The following is a 13,764-nucleotide window of genomic DNA, read 5'->3' as shown; positions in this document are numbered from 1 at the left end:
GATAGTGTTATGACCCCGGCCGGCCGCGGACGATTCACCGTTGGTCGCGCTCCATCAGCATGTCGCTGACCCGCTTGGCCAGAGCGTCCAGGTTGAACGGCTTGCTGATCATGTCCATGCCCGGCTCGAGGAAGTCGGAGCTGGCGGCCTGCCTGGCGTAGCCGGTCATGAACAGCACCGGCAAACCCGGGTACTGCTGGCGCGCCACATCGGCGAGCTGGCGGCCGTTCATTCCCGGCAGGCCGACATCGGTGACCAGCATGTCCACCGCTGTCGCACTTTCCAGGATGCGGATCGCCGCATTGCCATCCGCCGCCTCCAGCGTCTGGTAGCCGAGCATCTGCAGCACGTCGATCACCAGCAGCCGCACCGCGGGATCGTCCTCGACCACCAGCACCGTTTCCCCCTGCTGGGCCCGGAGCGGCCCCTCGGTTTCCGCTGCCGGTGCCGCAACGGCGTCCTGCTCGTCGAACACCGGCAGGTACAGGCTGACCTGCGTGCCGACACCCGGTTCGCTGGCGATCTGGATATGACCGCCGGCCTGGCGGGTGAAGCCGTAGACCATCGACAGGCCGAGGCCGGTGCCCTGGCCGATCGGCTTGGTGGTGAAGAACGGTTCGAACACGCTGGCCAGCACCTTGGCGCTCATGCCGCAGCCAGTATCGGTCAGGCAAAGGCTGACGTAGCGGCCAGCGGCAAGGTCGCCCACCTCGCCCTGGCGCAGCTCGGTGTTGCGGGTTTCCAGCAGCAGCGTGCCGCCGTCGGGCATCGCGTCACGGGCATTGATGACCAGATTGAGCAGAGCGCTCTCCAGCTGGTTCTCGTCGCTGGAGACCGGCCACAGGCCGGCCTGCAGCTGGTTGCGGATCTGGATATGGCGGCCCAGCGTGCGGCTGAGCAGGTCGTGCATCGATTCGATCAGCTGATTGAGTTCGACGCGCTTGAGGTTCAGTGGCTGACGCCGGGCGAAGGCGAGCAGGCGGTGGGTCAATGCCGCGGCGCGGTTGGCCGAGGTCACCGCGGCATCGATGAAGCGCTGGGTTTCGCCGTGCCGGCCTGACTGGATATAGCGCTGGATCAGGTCCAGGCCACCGATGATCCCGGTCAGCATGTTGTTGAAGTCGTGGGCAATGCCGCCGGTCAGCTGGCCCACCGCTTCCATCTTCTGCGATTGGCGTAGCGCTTCCTGCGCCTGTTCGCGGCTGGCCATCTCCTTGAGCAGGCGCTCGTAGACTTCGGCCAGCGCCTGGGTGCGCTCCTGGATGCGGCTTTCCAACGTCTCGTTGAGCTCGCGCAGGGCCTGCTCGGCGCGCCAGCGCTCGGTGACGTCCAGGGCCATGACAAAGAAGCCGAGCACGGCACCCTGTGCATCGCGGCGCGGCAGATAGTGCACCAGCATCCGACGGGCCTGGCCGTCGCGGTGCGGGCTGTAGGCTTCGAACACCACCTGCTGGCCGGCCAGTGCGGCACGAATGCTTTGCTCGCGTTCGGCATAGCCTTGCTCGCCCAGCACCTCGCGGGCGGTCTTGCCGAGCAGCCACTGGGTCGGATAGCCGAACCACTCGGTGTAGTAGCGATTGTTGAAGCGGAAGCGCTCCTTGTGGTCGAGGTAGCCGATCAGCACCGGCAGGGCGTCGGTGATCATCTTCAGTTCCGCTTCGCTCTGGCGCAGCGCATCTTCGCTGGCCTGCTGGCGGCTGATGTCCATCACCGCGCCGGGAAAGCGCAGCGGGCGGCCCTGCTCGTCGCAGTGACAGCGGCCGCGCGCCAGGGCCCAGCGTGTCTCGCCATTGGGCAGCTGCAGTCGATAACGCTGGTCGAGGGCGCCGCGCTCGGCGATGCAGCGTTCCAGCGCGGCACGCAGCCGGGGCGCGTCCTGGGGATGGACATGATCGAAGAAGGCCTCGCTGCTCAGGCCCTTGGGGCCCGATTGCTCCACCGGGAGGATGCGCGACAGCTCGGCGCCGGGCGGAATCCCCTCGCTGCCGAGGGCCCAATCCCAGATGCCTATCAGGTCGCTGGCCTCGAGCGCCAGCTGCAGGCGCTGCTCGCTCGCCCGGTGCACCTCGGCGCTGAGCTTGTAGTGCAGGGCGGTCTGCGACAGGCGGGTTTCGGTGCGCACACGCTCGCTGGTTTCGCTGAGACAGAGCAGCAGCCCGCCGATGCCGTGCGGTGCGTTGCGGATGGGGCTCAGGGCAAGGTCGAACCAGGCATCTTCCGCGGCGCCGCCGCGCTCGATCGCCACGCGCTGGTTGCGCAGCAGTCTCGGCTCGCCTCGCCGGGCCGCATCGCAAGCGGGGTTCAGCAGCTCCCAGGTGGCACCCCAGCGACGACAGGCAGGCTGGCCGAGTTCGGCCGGATGACGATCACCGATCAGTGCGGCGTGTGCGTCGTTGTAGAGCTGCAGTGCCTGCTCGCCCCAGAGGATGCACATGGGCACGGGCGCCTCGAGGATGGTCTCGAGCAGCAGCCGCAGGGCCGCCGGCCAGTTGTCGGGCACGCCGAGCACGGTCACGCCCCAGTCGTGCCGGCGGATCCGCTCGCTCATTTCGCTGTGACTCTGGGGCCAGAGCTCCGCGCCTACTGCCATGTTGCTTCCTATCGATCATCCGTGGCTGAACTACGAATACAGGCATGCGGTGCCTGCGGGTCGCGTTTCGATGCGTGTCGGCCCGCGCTCTTCCTGAGCCGGTTCCCGCCGACGGTAACTGTTGCGTAGTGTAAAGCTTCCCGCTGCCCGGCGGCAGCGCCGGACGTCACGCCTGATTGCCGTGCAGGCTGGCGATCAGCTCGCGGTAGTCATCGACGGCGACGAATTCCTCGGTGTCCTTGGGCGCGCGTCGGCTGTCAGGCTCGCGTACCGCGAGCAGATGGGCAACGCCGAAATGCCGGGCACTGCGCAGGATCGGCAGGCTATCGTCGATGAACAGCGTGCGAGATGGGTCGAACGCCAGATCTTGGCGCAGCGCGTACCAGAACTGCGCCGCCTCCTTCGGATAGCCATAGTCGTGGGAGCTGATCAGGCGATCGAACCAGGGCCCCAGTTCGATCTTCTCCAGCTTGAGCGACAACGAGTCGCGGTGGGCGTTGGTGATTAGCACCACGCGCTTGCCAGCCTGGCGCAGCGCCGAGAGGAACTCGTCGGCGCTGGGTCTGAGGGCGATCAGCTCGGCTATCTCACGCTTCATCTCGCGGATCGGCAGGTTCAGTTCGCGTGTCCAGTAGTCCAGGCAATACCAGGTGAGCTTGCCGACGTGTTCGTTGAACAGCGGCGCGAGCTCCAGTTCGGCCATGGCGCGGCTGATGCCGTGCAGTTCGGCGTAGCGCTGCGGCAGCAGCTCGAGCCAGAAGTGATTGTCGAAGTGGAGATCCAGCAGGGTGCCGTCCATGTCGAGCAGGACGGTATCGATGTCGGGCCAGGGCAGGGTGGCGATCATGGGGGGCTCAAGTGACCTAGTGAGGGCGGGCAGGGCGTTCAGCTGGTCGCAAAGCGCTCACGGCCAGTGCAGGAACACGGGTTATGATAGCCGCTCGCGTTTCCAGGAGTTCCCCATGCGCCAGAAACCCACCGTGCTCGCCCGTGAAATCGTCGCCAGCAGCCGCCTGTTCCGCGTCGAGGAATTGCAGTTGCGCTTCTCCAACGGTGTGGAACGCACCTACGAGCGCCTGGTCGGCAAGGGCAGCGGCTACGGAGCGGTGATGATCGTGGCGCTGGCCGACGCCGAGAACGCGCTGCTGGTCGAGGAGTACTGCGGCGGTACCGACAGCTACGAGCTGTCGCTGCCCAAGGGGCTGATCGAGCCGGGCGAGGATGTGCTGGAAGCGGCCAACCGCGAGCTGAAGGAGGAGGCCGGTTTCGGCGCCCGGCGTCTGGAGCTGCTCACCGAGCTGTCGCTGTCGCCCGGCTACATGAGCCAGAAGATCCAGGTGGTACTGGCGCGCGATCTCTACCCGGAGCAGCTGCCCGGCGACGAGCCGGAGCCGATGCGCCTGGAGCAGGTCAGCCTGCATGAGCTGTCGAGCCTGGTGCAGCATCCGCAGTTCAGCGAGGGTCGCGCGCTCGCCGCGCTGTATCTGGCGCGGGATCTTCTCACCCAGCGTGGGGAGTTCGGCCAATGAGTCATCCCTACCTGTCGGCAGTGATCGATCTGGTGCGTCAGGCTGGCGAGGCGATCCTGCCGCACTGGCGCAGCGAACTGGAGGTGCAGGCCAAGGCCGACGCCTCGCCGGTGACGGCGGCGGACATGGCGGCTCATCATGTGCTGCTGGACGGCCTGCAGGCGCTGGACGGCAGCATCCCGGTGCTTTCCGAAGAAGATTGCGCGGTGCCGCTGGCCGAGCGCGCCGGCTGGACGCGCTGGTGGCTGGTCGACCCGCTGGACGGCACCAAGGAATTCATCGCCGGCAGCGAGGAATTCACCGTCAACGTGGCGCTGATCGAGCAGGGCGAGGTTCGCTTCGGTGTGGTTGGCATTCCGGCGTCCGGGCGCTGCTATTACGGCGGCAAGGATTTCGGCGCCTGGCGCAGCGAGGCCGATGGCGCGACGCAGCCCTTGCGCGTGCGGCCGCATCCCGTCGGGAGCTTTACCGTGGTGGCCAGCCGGCGCCACAGCAGCCCGGCGCAGGAGCGGCTGCTGGACAGCCTGCGCGGACGCTTTGGTGAGCTGGCGCTGGCCAATGTCGGCAGCTCGCTGAAGTTCTGTCTGCTCGCCGAGGGCTCGGCGGACTGCTATCCGCGGCTGGCGCCGACCTCGCAATGGGACACAGCGGCGGCACAGGGGGTGCTGGAAGGTGCCGGTGGCGAGGTGCTGGAGGTGGCAGGTGCGCCGCTACGCTACGAGGCGCGGGAGACGTATCTCAATCCATCGTTCCTGGCGCTTCCGGCCGGCGTGGACTGGCGCGAGATGCTGATCGAGCTGGCCAACCGCAGCTGACCGCGCTACGCCCGAGGCAGGATGGGCTGCGCCGCTCAGGCGCAGCCGAGCAGTTACTTGTGCAGCACGAACTGCCCGGTGAAGCGCACGGCGTCGCGACCGTCCGAGGCGAGGATGCGGCTGTGCAGCTCGAGGCGCGAGCGCCCGCGCCGGCGGTAGATCGACTCGAAACGTTCCCAGGCCTCGGGGCTCGGTGCCGAACAGATGGCCATGGCGTCGTCGACCACCGGCAGCGGGTATTCGATCTTGCCTTCGTGGATGACGATGTGGCCGTCTTCGATGCCGGCTTCGCGCAGGCGCAGATGCAGCCAGCCCCAGCCTGCCAGTACGGCGGCGCAGTAGAGGCTGCCGCCGAACATGCTGCTCTTGTGGTTGATGTTCGGCTGCAGCGGGACCTGCAGGCGCAGCTCGTGGTTTTCCCACTGCTCGACACGCAACCCAAGCGAGCGGGTCAGCGGAATGTCGTGGTGAAGGATGGCTTCCAGGTAGCGGCTATCGCGGCTCATGCCGGGCAGGTTCCTAAATGTTACGAAGATACAGACAGACGCCAAGCATGACTCCTGAGTCACGGTTTGGCCAGTCCGTTCACGGCATTTGCCCGGCCCGGTAGAGGTCGCTGTGCGGCGGTGTTCCGGATCGGTGCCCGGCGCGCTGTCGGCGGCGTTCGCTGGTGCGCCGCTCAGCCACCGCTCTTGCTGCGATAGGCGCAGTAGCCGGGGCGTGGCCCGATGCGCGGATGGTTGCGGCAGGTGTCCGGCCGCTTGGCATAGACCGTGCAGAGGCGCGTCTTGCGGTCCAGATAGAGGCAGTCGCCATTGGTCAGGCGCGTCAGCGTGAAGATTTCGTGCTTGTGATTGAAGTGCTCGACGATGCCCGCCTTGCTCAGGCGCTTGGCGATGTTCTTCGCCGGCTCGTCGCGCTCGAAGGCATCGACCAGTTCGAGGCGGATCAGGTCGTCGATGCGCACTTCCACCGGCAGCGTGCAGCAGGTCGCGTGGCAGTCACGGCACAGGCCGGCGCTGTAGCGTACCCAGGTTTCCAGGCGTTCCGGGTCGGCGGAGGCGATCAGTCTTGTCTTCACGGGATGTCTTCAAGTGCGGTTGGGCGCGCGGATCATAGCGGCTCGCGCGCCGATTACCAGTGCCTTCCGGCGCCGGTGACCGGACAGGCGGTAGCGCAGATGTAAAGGAAACCTGCAACCCTTTTTCAGGAACGCCGAACGGAGGTGAACGGGCGCGGCTGCCGCGAGTCCCTCTTGTGTGTCTTCGCTAACCGAGGTCTGTCCATGACGCAGGAATCAGCCAACGCCACTGCCCAAGAAGTCGCCGCTTTCCGTGAGCGGGTTTTGCGCAAGCTCACCTACTCGGTGGGCAAGGATCCGGAGAACGCCTCCGACTATGACTGGTTCCATGCGGTCGCCCTGGCGACCCGCGACAGCACCATCGATCGCTGGATGGATTGCACGCGCGAGGCCTATACCGGCGGGCAGAAGCGGGTCTACTACCTTTCCCTGGAGTTCCTGATCGGCCGTCTGCTGGTGGACAGCCTGAGCAACCTGGGCCTGTTCGAGGTGGCGCGCGAGGCGCTGGCCGGACTGGACGTGGACATCGATCGCATCCGCCTGCTGGAGCCGGACGCGGCGCTCGGCAATGGCGGCCTCGGGCGGCTCGCGGCCTGCTTCATGGAAAGCATGGCCACCCTTGGCGTGGTGTCCCATGGCTACGGCATCCGTTATGACCATGGCCTGTTCCGCCAGGCGATCGTCGATGGCTGGCAGCACGAACAGACCGAGACCTGGCTGGATTTCGGCAACCCCTGGGAGTTCGAGCGCTCCGAGGTCAAGTACCTGATCGGCTTCGGCGGTAGTGTCACGGCTACTACCAACGAGCAGGGTGAGGTTCAGCATTTCTGGCACTGGGCCGAAGGCGTGCGCGCGATCGCCTATGACACGCCCATCGTCGGCTGGCGTGGTGCCGGGGTGAACACGCTGCGCCTGTGGCGCGCGCGGCCGGAAGCGGACTTCCACCTGGCGCGCTTCAATGCTGGCGATCACATCGGCGCCGCGGCGGAGGAGGCGCGTGCCGAGAGCATCTCGCGGGTGCTCTATCCGGCCGACAGCACCGAGGCGGGGCAGGAGCTGCGTCTGCGCCAGGAGTACTTCTTCGTCGCTGCCTCGCTGCAGGACCTGCTGCGCCGCCATCTCAAGCAACGCGGCTCGCTGGACAGCCTGCCCGAGTACACCTCGATTCAGCTCAACGATACCCACCCGGCTATCGCCGTGGCCGAGCTGATGCGGCTGCTGGTCGATGTGCACAGCTACGAATGGCAGCACGCCTGGAGGCTGACCACCGCCACCCTGTCCTACACCAACCACACCCTGCTGCCCGAGGCGCTGGAGACCTGGCCGGTGGGGCTGATGGAGCGGCTGCTGCCACGGCACATGCAGATCATCTACCTGATCAACGCCTACCATCTGGACAACCTGCGCGAGCGCGGCATCCACGACGCCGAGCTGCTGCGTTCGGTATCGCTGATCGAGGAGGACCATGGCCGCCGGGTACGCATGGGCAACCTGGCTTTCCTCGGTTCGCACAGCACCAACGGCGTGTCGGGGCTGCACACTCAGCTGATGCGCAAGACCGTGTTCACCGACCTGCATCGCCTCTATCCGCAGCGCATCAACAGCAAGACCAATGGCATCACCTTCCGCCGCTGGCTCTATCAGGCCAATCCGCAGCTGACCCAGTTGCTGGTGGAGCATCTCGGTGAGGAAGTCCTCGACGAGCCGGAAACCCGCCTGCGCCAGCTCGAGCCCTATGCCGAACAGGCGGCCTTCCGCCAGCGCTTCGCCGAACAACGGCTGGCCAACAAGCGCCATCTGGCCAATGTGATCCAGGAGCGGCTGGGCATCAGTGTCGATCCGACCGCGCTGTTCGACGTGCATGTCAAACGCATCCACGAGTACAAGCGCCAGCTGCTCAACCTGCTGCACACCGTGGCGCTGTACCAGGCCATCCGTTCCGATCCGGGTGGCAACTGGGTGCCACGGGTGAAGATCTTCGCCGGCAAGGCGGCGGCCAGCTATCACCAGGCCAAGCTGATCATCAAGCTGACCAACGACATCGCCAATACCATCAACGCCGACCCGACCGTGCGCGGGCTGCTCAAGGTGGTGTTCCTGCCCAACTACAACGTCAGCCTGGCCGAGGACATCATTCCCGCGGCCGACCTGTCCGAGCAGATTTCCACCGCCGGGCTCGAAGCTTCCGGCACCAGCAACATGAAGTTTGCCCTCAACGGCGCACTGACCATCGGCACCCTGGACGGCGCCAACGTGGAAATGAGCGAACAGATCGGCCTTGAACACATGTTCATCTTCGGCCTTACCGCGCAGGAGGTGAATGCGCGCAAGCAGGGCAACGAGTACAACGCCGAGGCCATCATCGCGGGGTCGCATCGTCTCAGCGAAGTGCTGTCGGCGATCCGCGGCGGCGGTTTCTCACCGGGCGATCCGGGTCGCTACGTCGGCCTGGTGGACGGTATCAGCTGGCACGATACCTTCATGGTCTGCGCCGACTTCGAGGCCTACTGGCAGGCCCAGCTGGAGGTCGAAGAGCGCTGGCGCGACCCGGCCCGCTGGTGGCGCTCGTCGGTGCTCAATACCGCGCGCACGGGCTGGTTCTCCTCCGATCGCACCATCCGCGAATACGCCCGGGAGATCTGGAAAGTGATGTAAGTGGCTGGCCCGTCGGCGCTTTTCCGCCGGCGGTCAGCCAGAACCTGCGGGGTGACGCGCTCGTGCTGGCAATCTGCTCGCCGCTGCGCTGAACTCTGCGGGGGGCCGACCGGTCTGAGGGGAGTTAGTTTTCCTACGGCCTGCTAAACTGCGCGGGTTTATCCTTCCTCCGGAGCCATTTCCATGTCACGCGTAACCCTTAGTCGCTACCTCATCGAGCAGACTCGCAGCAACAACACCCCGGCGGATCTGCGCTTTCTCATCGAGGTCGTGGCGCGCGCGTGCAAGGCGATCAGCCACCAGGTTTCCAAGGGCGCGCTGGGCGGCGTGCTGGGCAGCGCCGGCAGCGAGAACGTGCAGGGCGAAGTGCAGAAAAAGCTCGACGTGCTCTCCAACGAAATCCTGCTGGAAGCCAACGAATGGGGCGGCCACCTGGCCGGCATGGCTTCCGAGGAAATGGACAACGCTTACCAGATTCCCGGCAAATACCCGAAGGGCGCCTATCTGCTGGTCTTCGACCCGCTGGACGGCTCCAGCAACATCGACGTGAACGTCTCGGTCGGTACCATCTTCTCGGTGCTGCGCTGCCCGGATGCCTGCTTCAGCCAAAACGACGCCCTCGGCGAGGAAGCCTTCCTGCAGCCGGGCACCAAGCAGGTCGCTGCCGGTTACGCCATCTACGGCCCGCAGACCATGCTGGTGCTTACCCTTGGCCACGGCGTGATGGGCTTTACCCTCGACCGCGAGCTGGGCAGCTTCGTGCTCACCCACGAGAACCTCTGCGTGCCGCAGAGCACTGCCGAATTCGCCATCAACATGTCCAACCAGCGCCACTGGGAAGAGCCGGTCAAGCGCTACGTCGGCGAGTTGCTCGCCGGCAAGGAAGGCCCGCTGGGCAAGAACTACAACATGCGCTGGATTGCCTCGATGGTCGCCGACGTGCACCGCATCCTCACCCGTGGCGGCATCTTCATGTATCCGCGTGACGCCCGCGAGCCGGACAAGGCCGGCAAGCTGCGCCTGATGTATGAAGCCAACCCGATGTCGATGATCATCGAGCAGGCCGGTGGTGCCGCCACCACCGGTACCCAGCGTATCCTCGAGATCCAGCCGCAATCGCTGCACCAGCGCGTGCCGGTGTTCCTCGGCTCGAAGGAAGAAGTCGAGCGCGTCACCGGCTACCATCAGGGCTGACCGGTGCAGGCGCCCTGGCAGGACTTGCTCCACTGGTGGTTCGGCCAGGGCACCAGCGCAACCGAGATCGCGGCTGAAAAACAGCGGCTCTGGTTCGGCTACCGTCCACAACAGGATGCCGAGGCGCGCGAGCGCTTCGGCGCGCTGGTCGAGCAGGCGCTGAACGGCGACCTGCAGGACTGGGCCGAACTGCCCGAGGGCTGGCTGGCCCTGGTGCTGCTGCTTGACCAGTTGCCCCGGATGATCCATCGCGACACCCCGCGGGCCTTCGCCGGCGATGAACGCGCACAGCAGCTGGTTCGCGATGGTCTTGCCCATGGCGGCGACATGCTGCTCTCGCCGATCCAGCGCGTATTCATCTATCTGGTGCTCGAACACGCGGAGAATCTGGCGGTGCAGGATCTGGCAGTGGCGCACTTCACGGCCCTGCGCGACATTGCCGCCGAGCACGAACAGGCGCTGTTCCGCGACTTCCTCGACTATGCCGAACGCCATCGGGACGTCATCTCCCGCTTCGGGCGCTTCCCGCATCGCAACGCCATTCTCGGACGCGACAGCAGCGATGCCGAACAATCGTTCCTGCAGCAGCCAGGTTCGTCGTTCTAGCCCCGCCGCCGCCGTCGTTGGGCTGGCGCAGCAGAACCCCGCTCTGCAGCGCTGAACTTAAAAAGAAGCAAGGAGCTCGATATGTCATTGCGTACCCCATTGTTGATCGCCTGCACGGTTCTGCTGGCCGCCTGCAGCCCGATCACCCAGGAGAACTTCGCCAAGCTCAAGCCCGGCATGGAACGGGTGGAAGTGGAGAAGCTCTTGGGCAAGCCTTCGGAATGCGCCGGTGCGCTGGGCATGTCCAGCTGTACCTGGGGTGAGAAGAACCGCTTCATCAGCGTCCAGTTCGCCGGCGACAAGGTGATGATGTTTTCCGGCAAGGGGCTGAAGTAAACGCCGAAACCGTCTGGAGATTCCCATGCGTGCGAGTGTCGCCCTGCTGTGCCTGATCCTGTTGAGCGGCTGTGTGGGAGGCGGGCGTGAGCGGCCGCCGGAAACCGTGGGCGAGGTGGATCTGGCGCGCTACCAGGGCACCTGGTACGAGCTGGCGCGCCTGCCGATGTTCTTCCAGCGCGACTGCCTGCGTTCCGAAGCGCATTACCAGCTGCAGGCCAACGGCAAGGTAGCGGTCACCAATCGCTGCGAGACGGAAGATGGCCAATGGCAGGAAGCCAAGGGCGAGGCGGTACCGCAGCAGGCCGGTCGCACCGATCGGCTGTGGGTGCGCTTCGATAACTGGTTTGGCCGTCTGTTCCCGGATCTGACCAAGGGGCACTACTGGGTGCTCTATCTGGATGAAGGGTACAGCACCGCCCTGGTCGGCAGCCCCGACCGCAAATATCTCTGGCTGCTGGCCCGCGATGCCGAGGTCGACCAGGCGACGCGCGCCCGTCTGCTCAGCGAGGCCGAACGCAGAGGCTACGACACCTCTGAGCTGATCTGGCTCCAGTGAGGTGGCCTGCAACCGGCGCTGCTCACTGCCACTGCAGACGCGCCAGTTGCCAGCTGCCGTTCTCCTGTCGCCACTCCAGCCTGACCTGATAGTGCCCGGCCTGCTGCGGCAGCAGGGCCTCCGCACCGGTCAGCGCGACCTGCGCCTCGGTATGACCGCGGTCCGGGTAGGTTGCATCGATCCAGCTGCGCTGGCTCAGGGCGATCACCCGGACGTTGCGATGGCGCATGAACATCAGCGTCGCCGTGCGCCGGGCCCAGTCGCGATCGTACTGCTGCTGGGCCTGGAAATCGGCGTGCAGCAGTGCCATCAGCTCCCCGGTCTGCTTGATTTCCAGGCTCGCCTGCAGCTGCTCTGCCGCCTGCTGCAACGCCGCCTGCGGATCGTCCCGACCGCAGCCGACAAGTGCCAGCAATACCGCCAGCGCCGCTATTTTCCATGCTGACATGCTCAACTCCCCGAACCTCGCTATGATGCCGCAAACGTCATGCGGGCCGGCCGGCCCGCCGCAGATCAGGAGTGTGCCATGCAGACCTTGTATCCGGAGATCAAACCCTACGCCCGGCACGAGCTGGCGGTGGAAGAACCGCATGTGCTCTACGTCGACGAGAGTGGATCGCCGGATGGCCTGCCCGTGCTGTTCGTGCATGGCGGCCCTGGCGGTGGCTGCGATGCCATCAGCCGGCGCTTCTTCGATCCGAGCCTCTATCGCATCATCACCTTCGACCAGCGGGGCTGCGGTCGCTCGACGCCGCATGCCAGCCTGGAGAACAACACCACCGCGCACCTGATCGCCGACATGCAGCGCATCCGCGAGCATCTGGGCATCGACAAATGGGTGCTGTTCGGCGGCTCCTGGGGTTCGACGCTGTCACTGGCCTATGCCCAGGCCTTTCCCGAGCACGTGCACGCGCTGATCCTGCGTGGCATCTTCCTCTGCAGGCCGGAAGACCTGTCCTGGTTCTATCAGGAAGGCGCCAGCCGGCTGTTCCCGGATTACTGGCAGGACTTCGTCGCGCCGATTCCGCCCGAGGAGCGCGACGATCTGATGCAGGCGTTCTACCGCCGGCTCACCGGCAGCGACCAGATCGCCCAGATGCATGCGGCCAAGGCCTGGTCATGCTGGGAAGGCCGCACGGCGACCCTGCGACCCAACCCCAACGTCGTCGAGCGTTTCGCCGATCCGCACCGGGCATTGTCGATGGCGCGCATCGAGTGCCATTACTTCGTCAACCAGGCCTTTCTCGAACCCGACCAGTTGCTGCGCGACATGCCGAAGATCGCCCATCTGCCAGGGATCATCGTGCATGGTCGCTACGATGCCATCTGTCCGCTGGACAATGCCTGGGCGCTGCACCAGGCCTGGCCCAACAGTGAGCTGCAGATCATTCGCGATGCCGGACACTCGGCTGCGGAGGTGGGCATCGCCGATGCGCTGGTCCGCGCGACCGGCGAGATCGCCCACCGCCTGCTCGACCTGCCGCCGGCGGATGCCGAATGAAGGGGCTGATCCAGCGGGTCCGCCACGCGCGGGTCGAGGTGGCCGGCGAGACAGTCGGTGCCATCGATCAGGGCTTGCTGGTGCTGGTCGGGGTCGAGCGCGAGGACGACCAGGCGCGCGCCGACAAGCTGCTGCACAAGCTGCTCAACTACCGGGTGTTCGGCGACGAGCAGGGCAAGATGAACCGGTCGCTGAAAGACATCGGCGGCGGCCTGCTGCTGGTGTCGCAGTTCACCCTTGCCGCGGACACCCGCAGCGGCCTGCGCCCGAGCTTCTCCAGCGCAGCGCCGCCTGCCCACGGCGAGGCGCTGTACGACTACCTGCTGGCGCGTGCCCGCGACCAGCATCCAGAGGTGGCCTGTGGGCGTTTCGGCGCCGAGATGCAGGTGCACCTCGTCAACGACGGGCCGGTGACATTCCTCCTCGAAAGCTGAGTGTCAGTGGCGGACCGGCTCCAGATCGTTGTCGCGCAACCAGGTGATGGCGTATTCGCGCAGCTGCACCGTCTGGTAGCGCAGCCAGGCTTCCCTGACCTCGGGAAAGTCTTCCAGTTTGAAGTCGAAGGTACGTAGGGGCTTGCGGCCCTTGAGTGCATTGCTCAGGACCGCATGGGCGATGGGATCGTGCTGGGTGAACAGGAAGGCCTCGCGCATGGCGATTGATTGGGCGAGGTCCAGTGGTTCGATGTGCAGGTACCGATCGTCCTTGACGTCGTACTTGTCCATGGCTCCGGGAGGCGGATCGCCGGGAAATATGGCGCGGATCTCGCCACTTTCCAGGTCCAGGTAGTATTCGGCGATGTCGCGCCCGTCCAGAGCGAATTCCAGACGGTGCATGTCGATGGTCAGTGGTCGCATGGCAAGAACGGCTCTTTTTAGGGATTCGTTGAAATGTCTAG

The 13,764-nt window shown here is 65.7% G+C and carries 15 protein-coding genes; 9 read left to right on the top strand and 6 right to left on the bottom strand.

Annotated elements, in window-relative coordinates; all coding sequences use genetic code 11:
• Positions 1-34 precede the first annotated feature (34 nt).
• Positions 35-2,590 (bottom strand): hybrid sensor histidine kinase/response regulator, encoded by a 2,556-nt coding sequence (locus ACVRRC_RS01650; protein WP_236450980.1) that lies wholly within the window; start codon positions 2,588-2,590, stop codon positions 35-37.
• Positions 2,591-2,756: 166 nt separating this feature from the next.
• Positions 2,757-3,437 (bottom strand): GMP/IMP nucleotidase, encoded by a 681-nt coding sequence (gene yrfG / locus ACVRRC_RS01645; RefSeq protein WP_020306833.1) that lies wholly within the window; start codon positions 3,435-3,437, stop codon positions 2,757-2,759.
• Positions 3,438-3,552: 115 nt separating this feature from the next.
• Between yrfG and nudE the strand changes: the two genes are divergently transcribed.
• Positions 3,553-4,119: an ADP compounds hydrolase NudE gene (gene nudE, locus ACVRRC_RS01640; protein ID WP_011911556.1), complete on the top strand. Its 567-nt coding sequence runs from the start codon at positions 3,553-3,555 to the stop codon at positions 4,117-4,119.
• Positions 4,116-4,934, top strand: coding sequence for a 3'(2'),5'-bisphosphate nucleotidase CysQ (gene cysQ, locus ACVRRC_RS01635; RefSeq protein ID WP_011911557.1), 819 nt, complete (start codon positions 4,116-4,118; stop codon positions 4,932-4,934). Before nudE ends, cysQ begins: the two co-directional genes overlap by 4 nt.
• 53 nt (positions 4,935-4,987) lie before the next feature.
• Here the strand turns inward: cysQ and ACVRRC_RS01630 are convergent, their stop codons facing one another.
• Together ACVRRC_RS01630 and ACVRRC_RS01625 are read right to left on the bottom strand one after the other, a co-directional pair.
• Positions 4,988-5,440, bottom strand: a complete 453-nt coding sequence (locus tag ACVRRC_RS01630) for a thioesterase domain-containing protein (protein WP_013981477.1) — start codon at positions 5,438-5,440, stop codon at positions 4,988-4,990.
• Between the two features lie 173 nt (positions 5,441-5,613).
• Positions 5,614-6,015, bottom strand: coding sequence for a YkgJ family cysteine cluster protein (locus ACVRRC_RS01625; protein ID WP_014595577.1), 402 nt, complete (start codon positions 6,013-6,015; stop codon positions 5,614-5,616).
• Between the two features lie 204 nt (positions 6,016-6,219).
• On the opposite strand from ACVRRC_RS01625, the gene ACVRRC_RS01620 reads away from it, so the two are divergent.
• The 5 genes from ACVRRC_RS01620 to ACVRRC_RS01600 all read left to right on the top strand — a co-directional run bounded on the left by ACVRRC_RS01620 (position 6,220) and on the right by ACVRRC_RS01600 (position 11,365).
• Positions 6,220-8,670 (top strand): glycogen/starch/alpha-glucan phosphorylase, encoded by a 2,451-nt coding sequence (locus ACVRRC_RS01620; RefSeq protein WP_017244758.1) that lies wholly within the window; start codon positions 6,220-6,222, stop codon positions 8,668-8,670.
• A gap of 183 nt (positions 8,671-8,853) precedes the next feature.
• On the top strand, positions 8,854-9,864 hold the full coding sequence (locus ACVRRC_RS01615; protein WP_019407509.1) for a class 1 fructose-bisphosphatase: 1,011 nt from the start codon (positions 8,854-8,856) through the stop codon (positions 9,862-9,864).
• 3 nt (positions 9,865-9,867) lie between these two features.
• Positions 9,868-10,470: a DUF924 family protein gene (locus ACVRRC_RS01610; RefSeq protein ID WP_019407510.1), complete on the top strand. Its 603-nt coding sequence runs from the start codon at positions 9,868-9,870 to the stop codon at positions 10,468-10,470.
• An 81-nt stretch (positions 10,471-10,551) separates the two neighbouring features.
• Positions 10,552-10,806 carry an outer membrane protein assembly factor BamE domain-containing protein gene (gene bamE / locus ACVRRC_RS01605; protein WP_011911564.1) on the top strand — a complete coding sequence of 85 codons (255 nt, stop codon included), beginning with the start codon at positions 10,552-10,554 and terminating at the stop codon, positions 10,804-10,806.
• A 25-nt stretch (positions 10,807-10,831) separates the two neighbouring features.
• A complete protein-coding gene (locus ACVRRC_RS01600) occupies positions 10,832-11,365 on the top strand; it encodes a lipocalin family protein (protein ID WP_472996551.1) in 534 nt (177 codons plus the stop codon).
• Positions 11,366-11,387: 22 nt separating this feature from the next.
• On the opposite strand, the gene ACVRRC_RS01595 is transcribed toward ACVRRC_RS01600, so the two are convergent.
• Entirely contained in the window at positions 11,388-11,813 is a 426-nt protein-coding gene (locus tag ACVRRC_RS01595; protein ID WP_472996550.1) for a hypothetical protein, read from the bottom strand.
• A 78-nt stretch (positions 11,814-11,891) separates the two neighbouring features.
• Between ACVRRC_RS01595 and pip the strand changes: the two genes are divergently transcribed.
• Positions 11,892-12,866 carry a prolyl aminopeptidase gene (pip, locus tag ACVRRC_RS01590; protein ID WP_011911567.1) on the top strand — a complete coding sequence of 325 codons (975 nt, stop codon included), beginning with the start codon at positions 11,892-11,894 and terminating at the stop codon, positions 12,864-12,866.
• Positions 12,863-13,300, top strand: a complete 438-nt coding sequence (dtd, locus tag ACVRRC_RS01585; RefSeq protein ID WP_048328325.1) for a D-aminoacyl-tRNA deacylase — start codon at positions 12,863-12,865, stop codon at positions 13,298-13,300. The genes pip and dtd overlap by 4 nt, the downstream gene beginning before the upstream one ends.
• Positions 13,301-13,303: 3 nt before the next feature.
• Here the strand turns inward: dtd and ACVRRC_RS01580 are convergent, their stop codons facing one another.
• On the bottom strand, positions 13,304-13,723 hold the full coding sequence (locus tag ACVRRC_RS01580) for a UPF0158 family protein (RefSeq protein WP_020306822.1): 420 nt from the start codon (positions 13,721-13,723) through the stop codon (positions 13,304-13,306).
• Positions 13,724-13,764 lie beyond the last annotated feature (41 nt).

It is taken from the genome of Stutzerimonas sp. LR2, from assembly GCF_055755175.1.
This window is presented reverse-complemented; position numbering and strand designations above follow the sequence as displayed.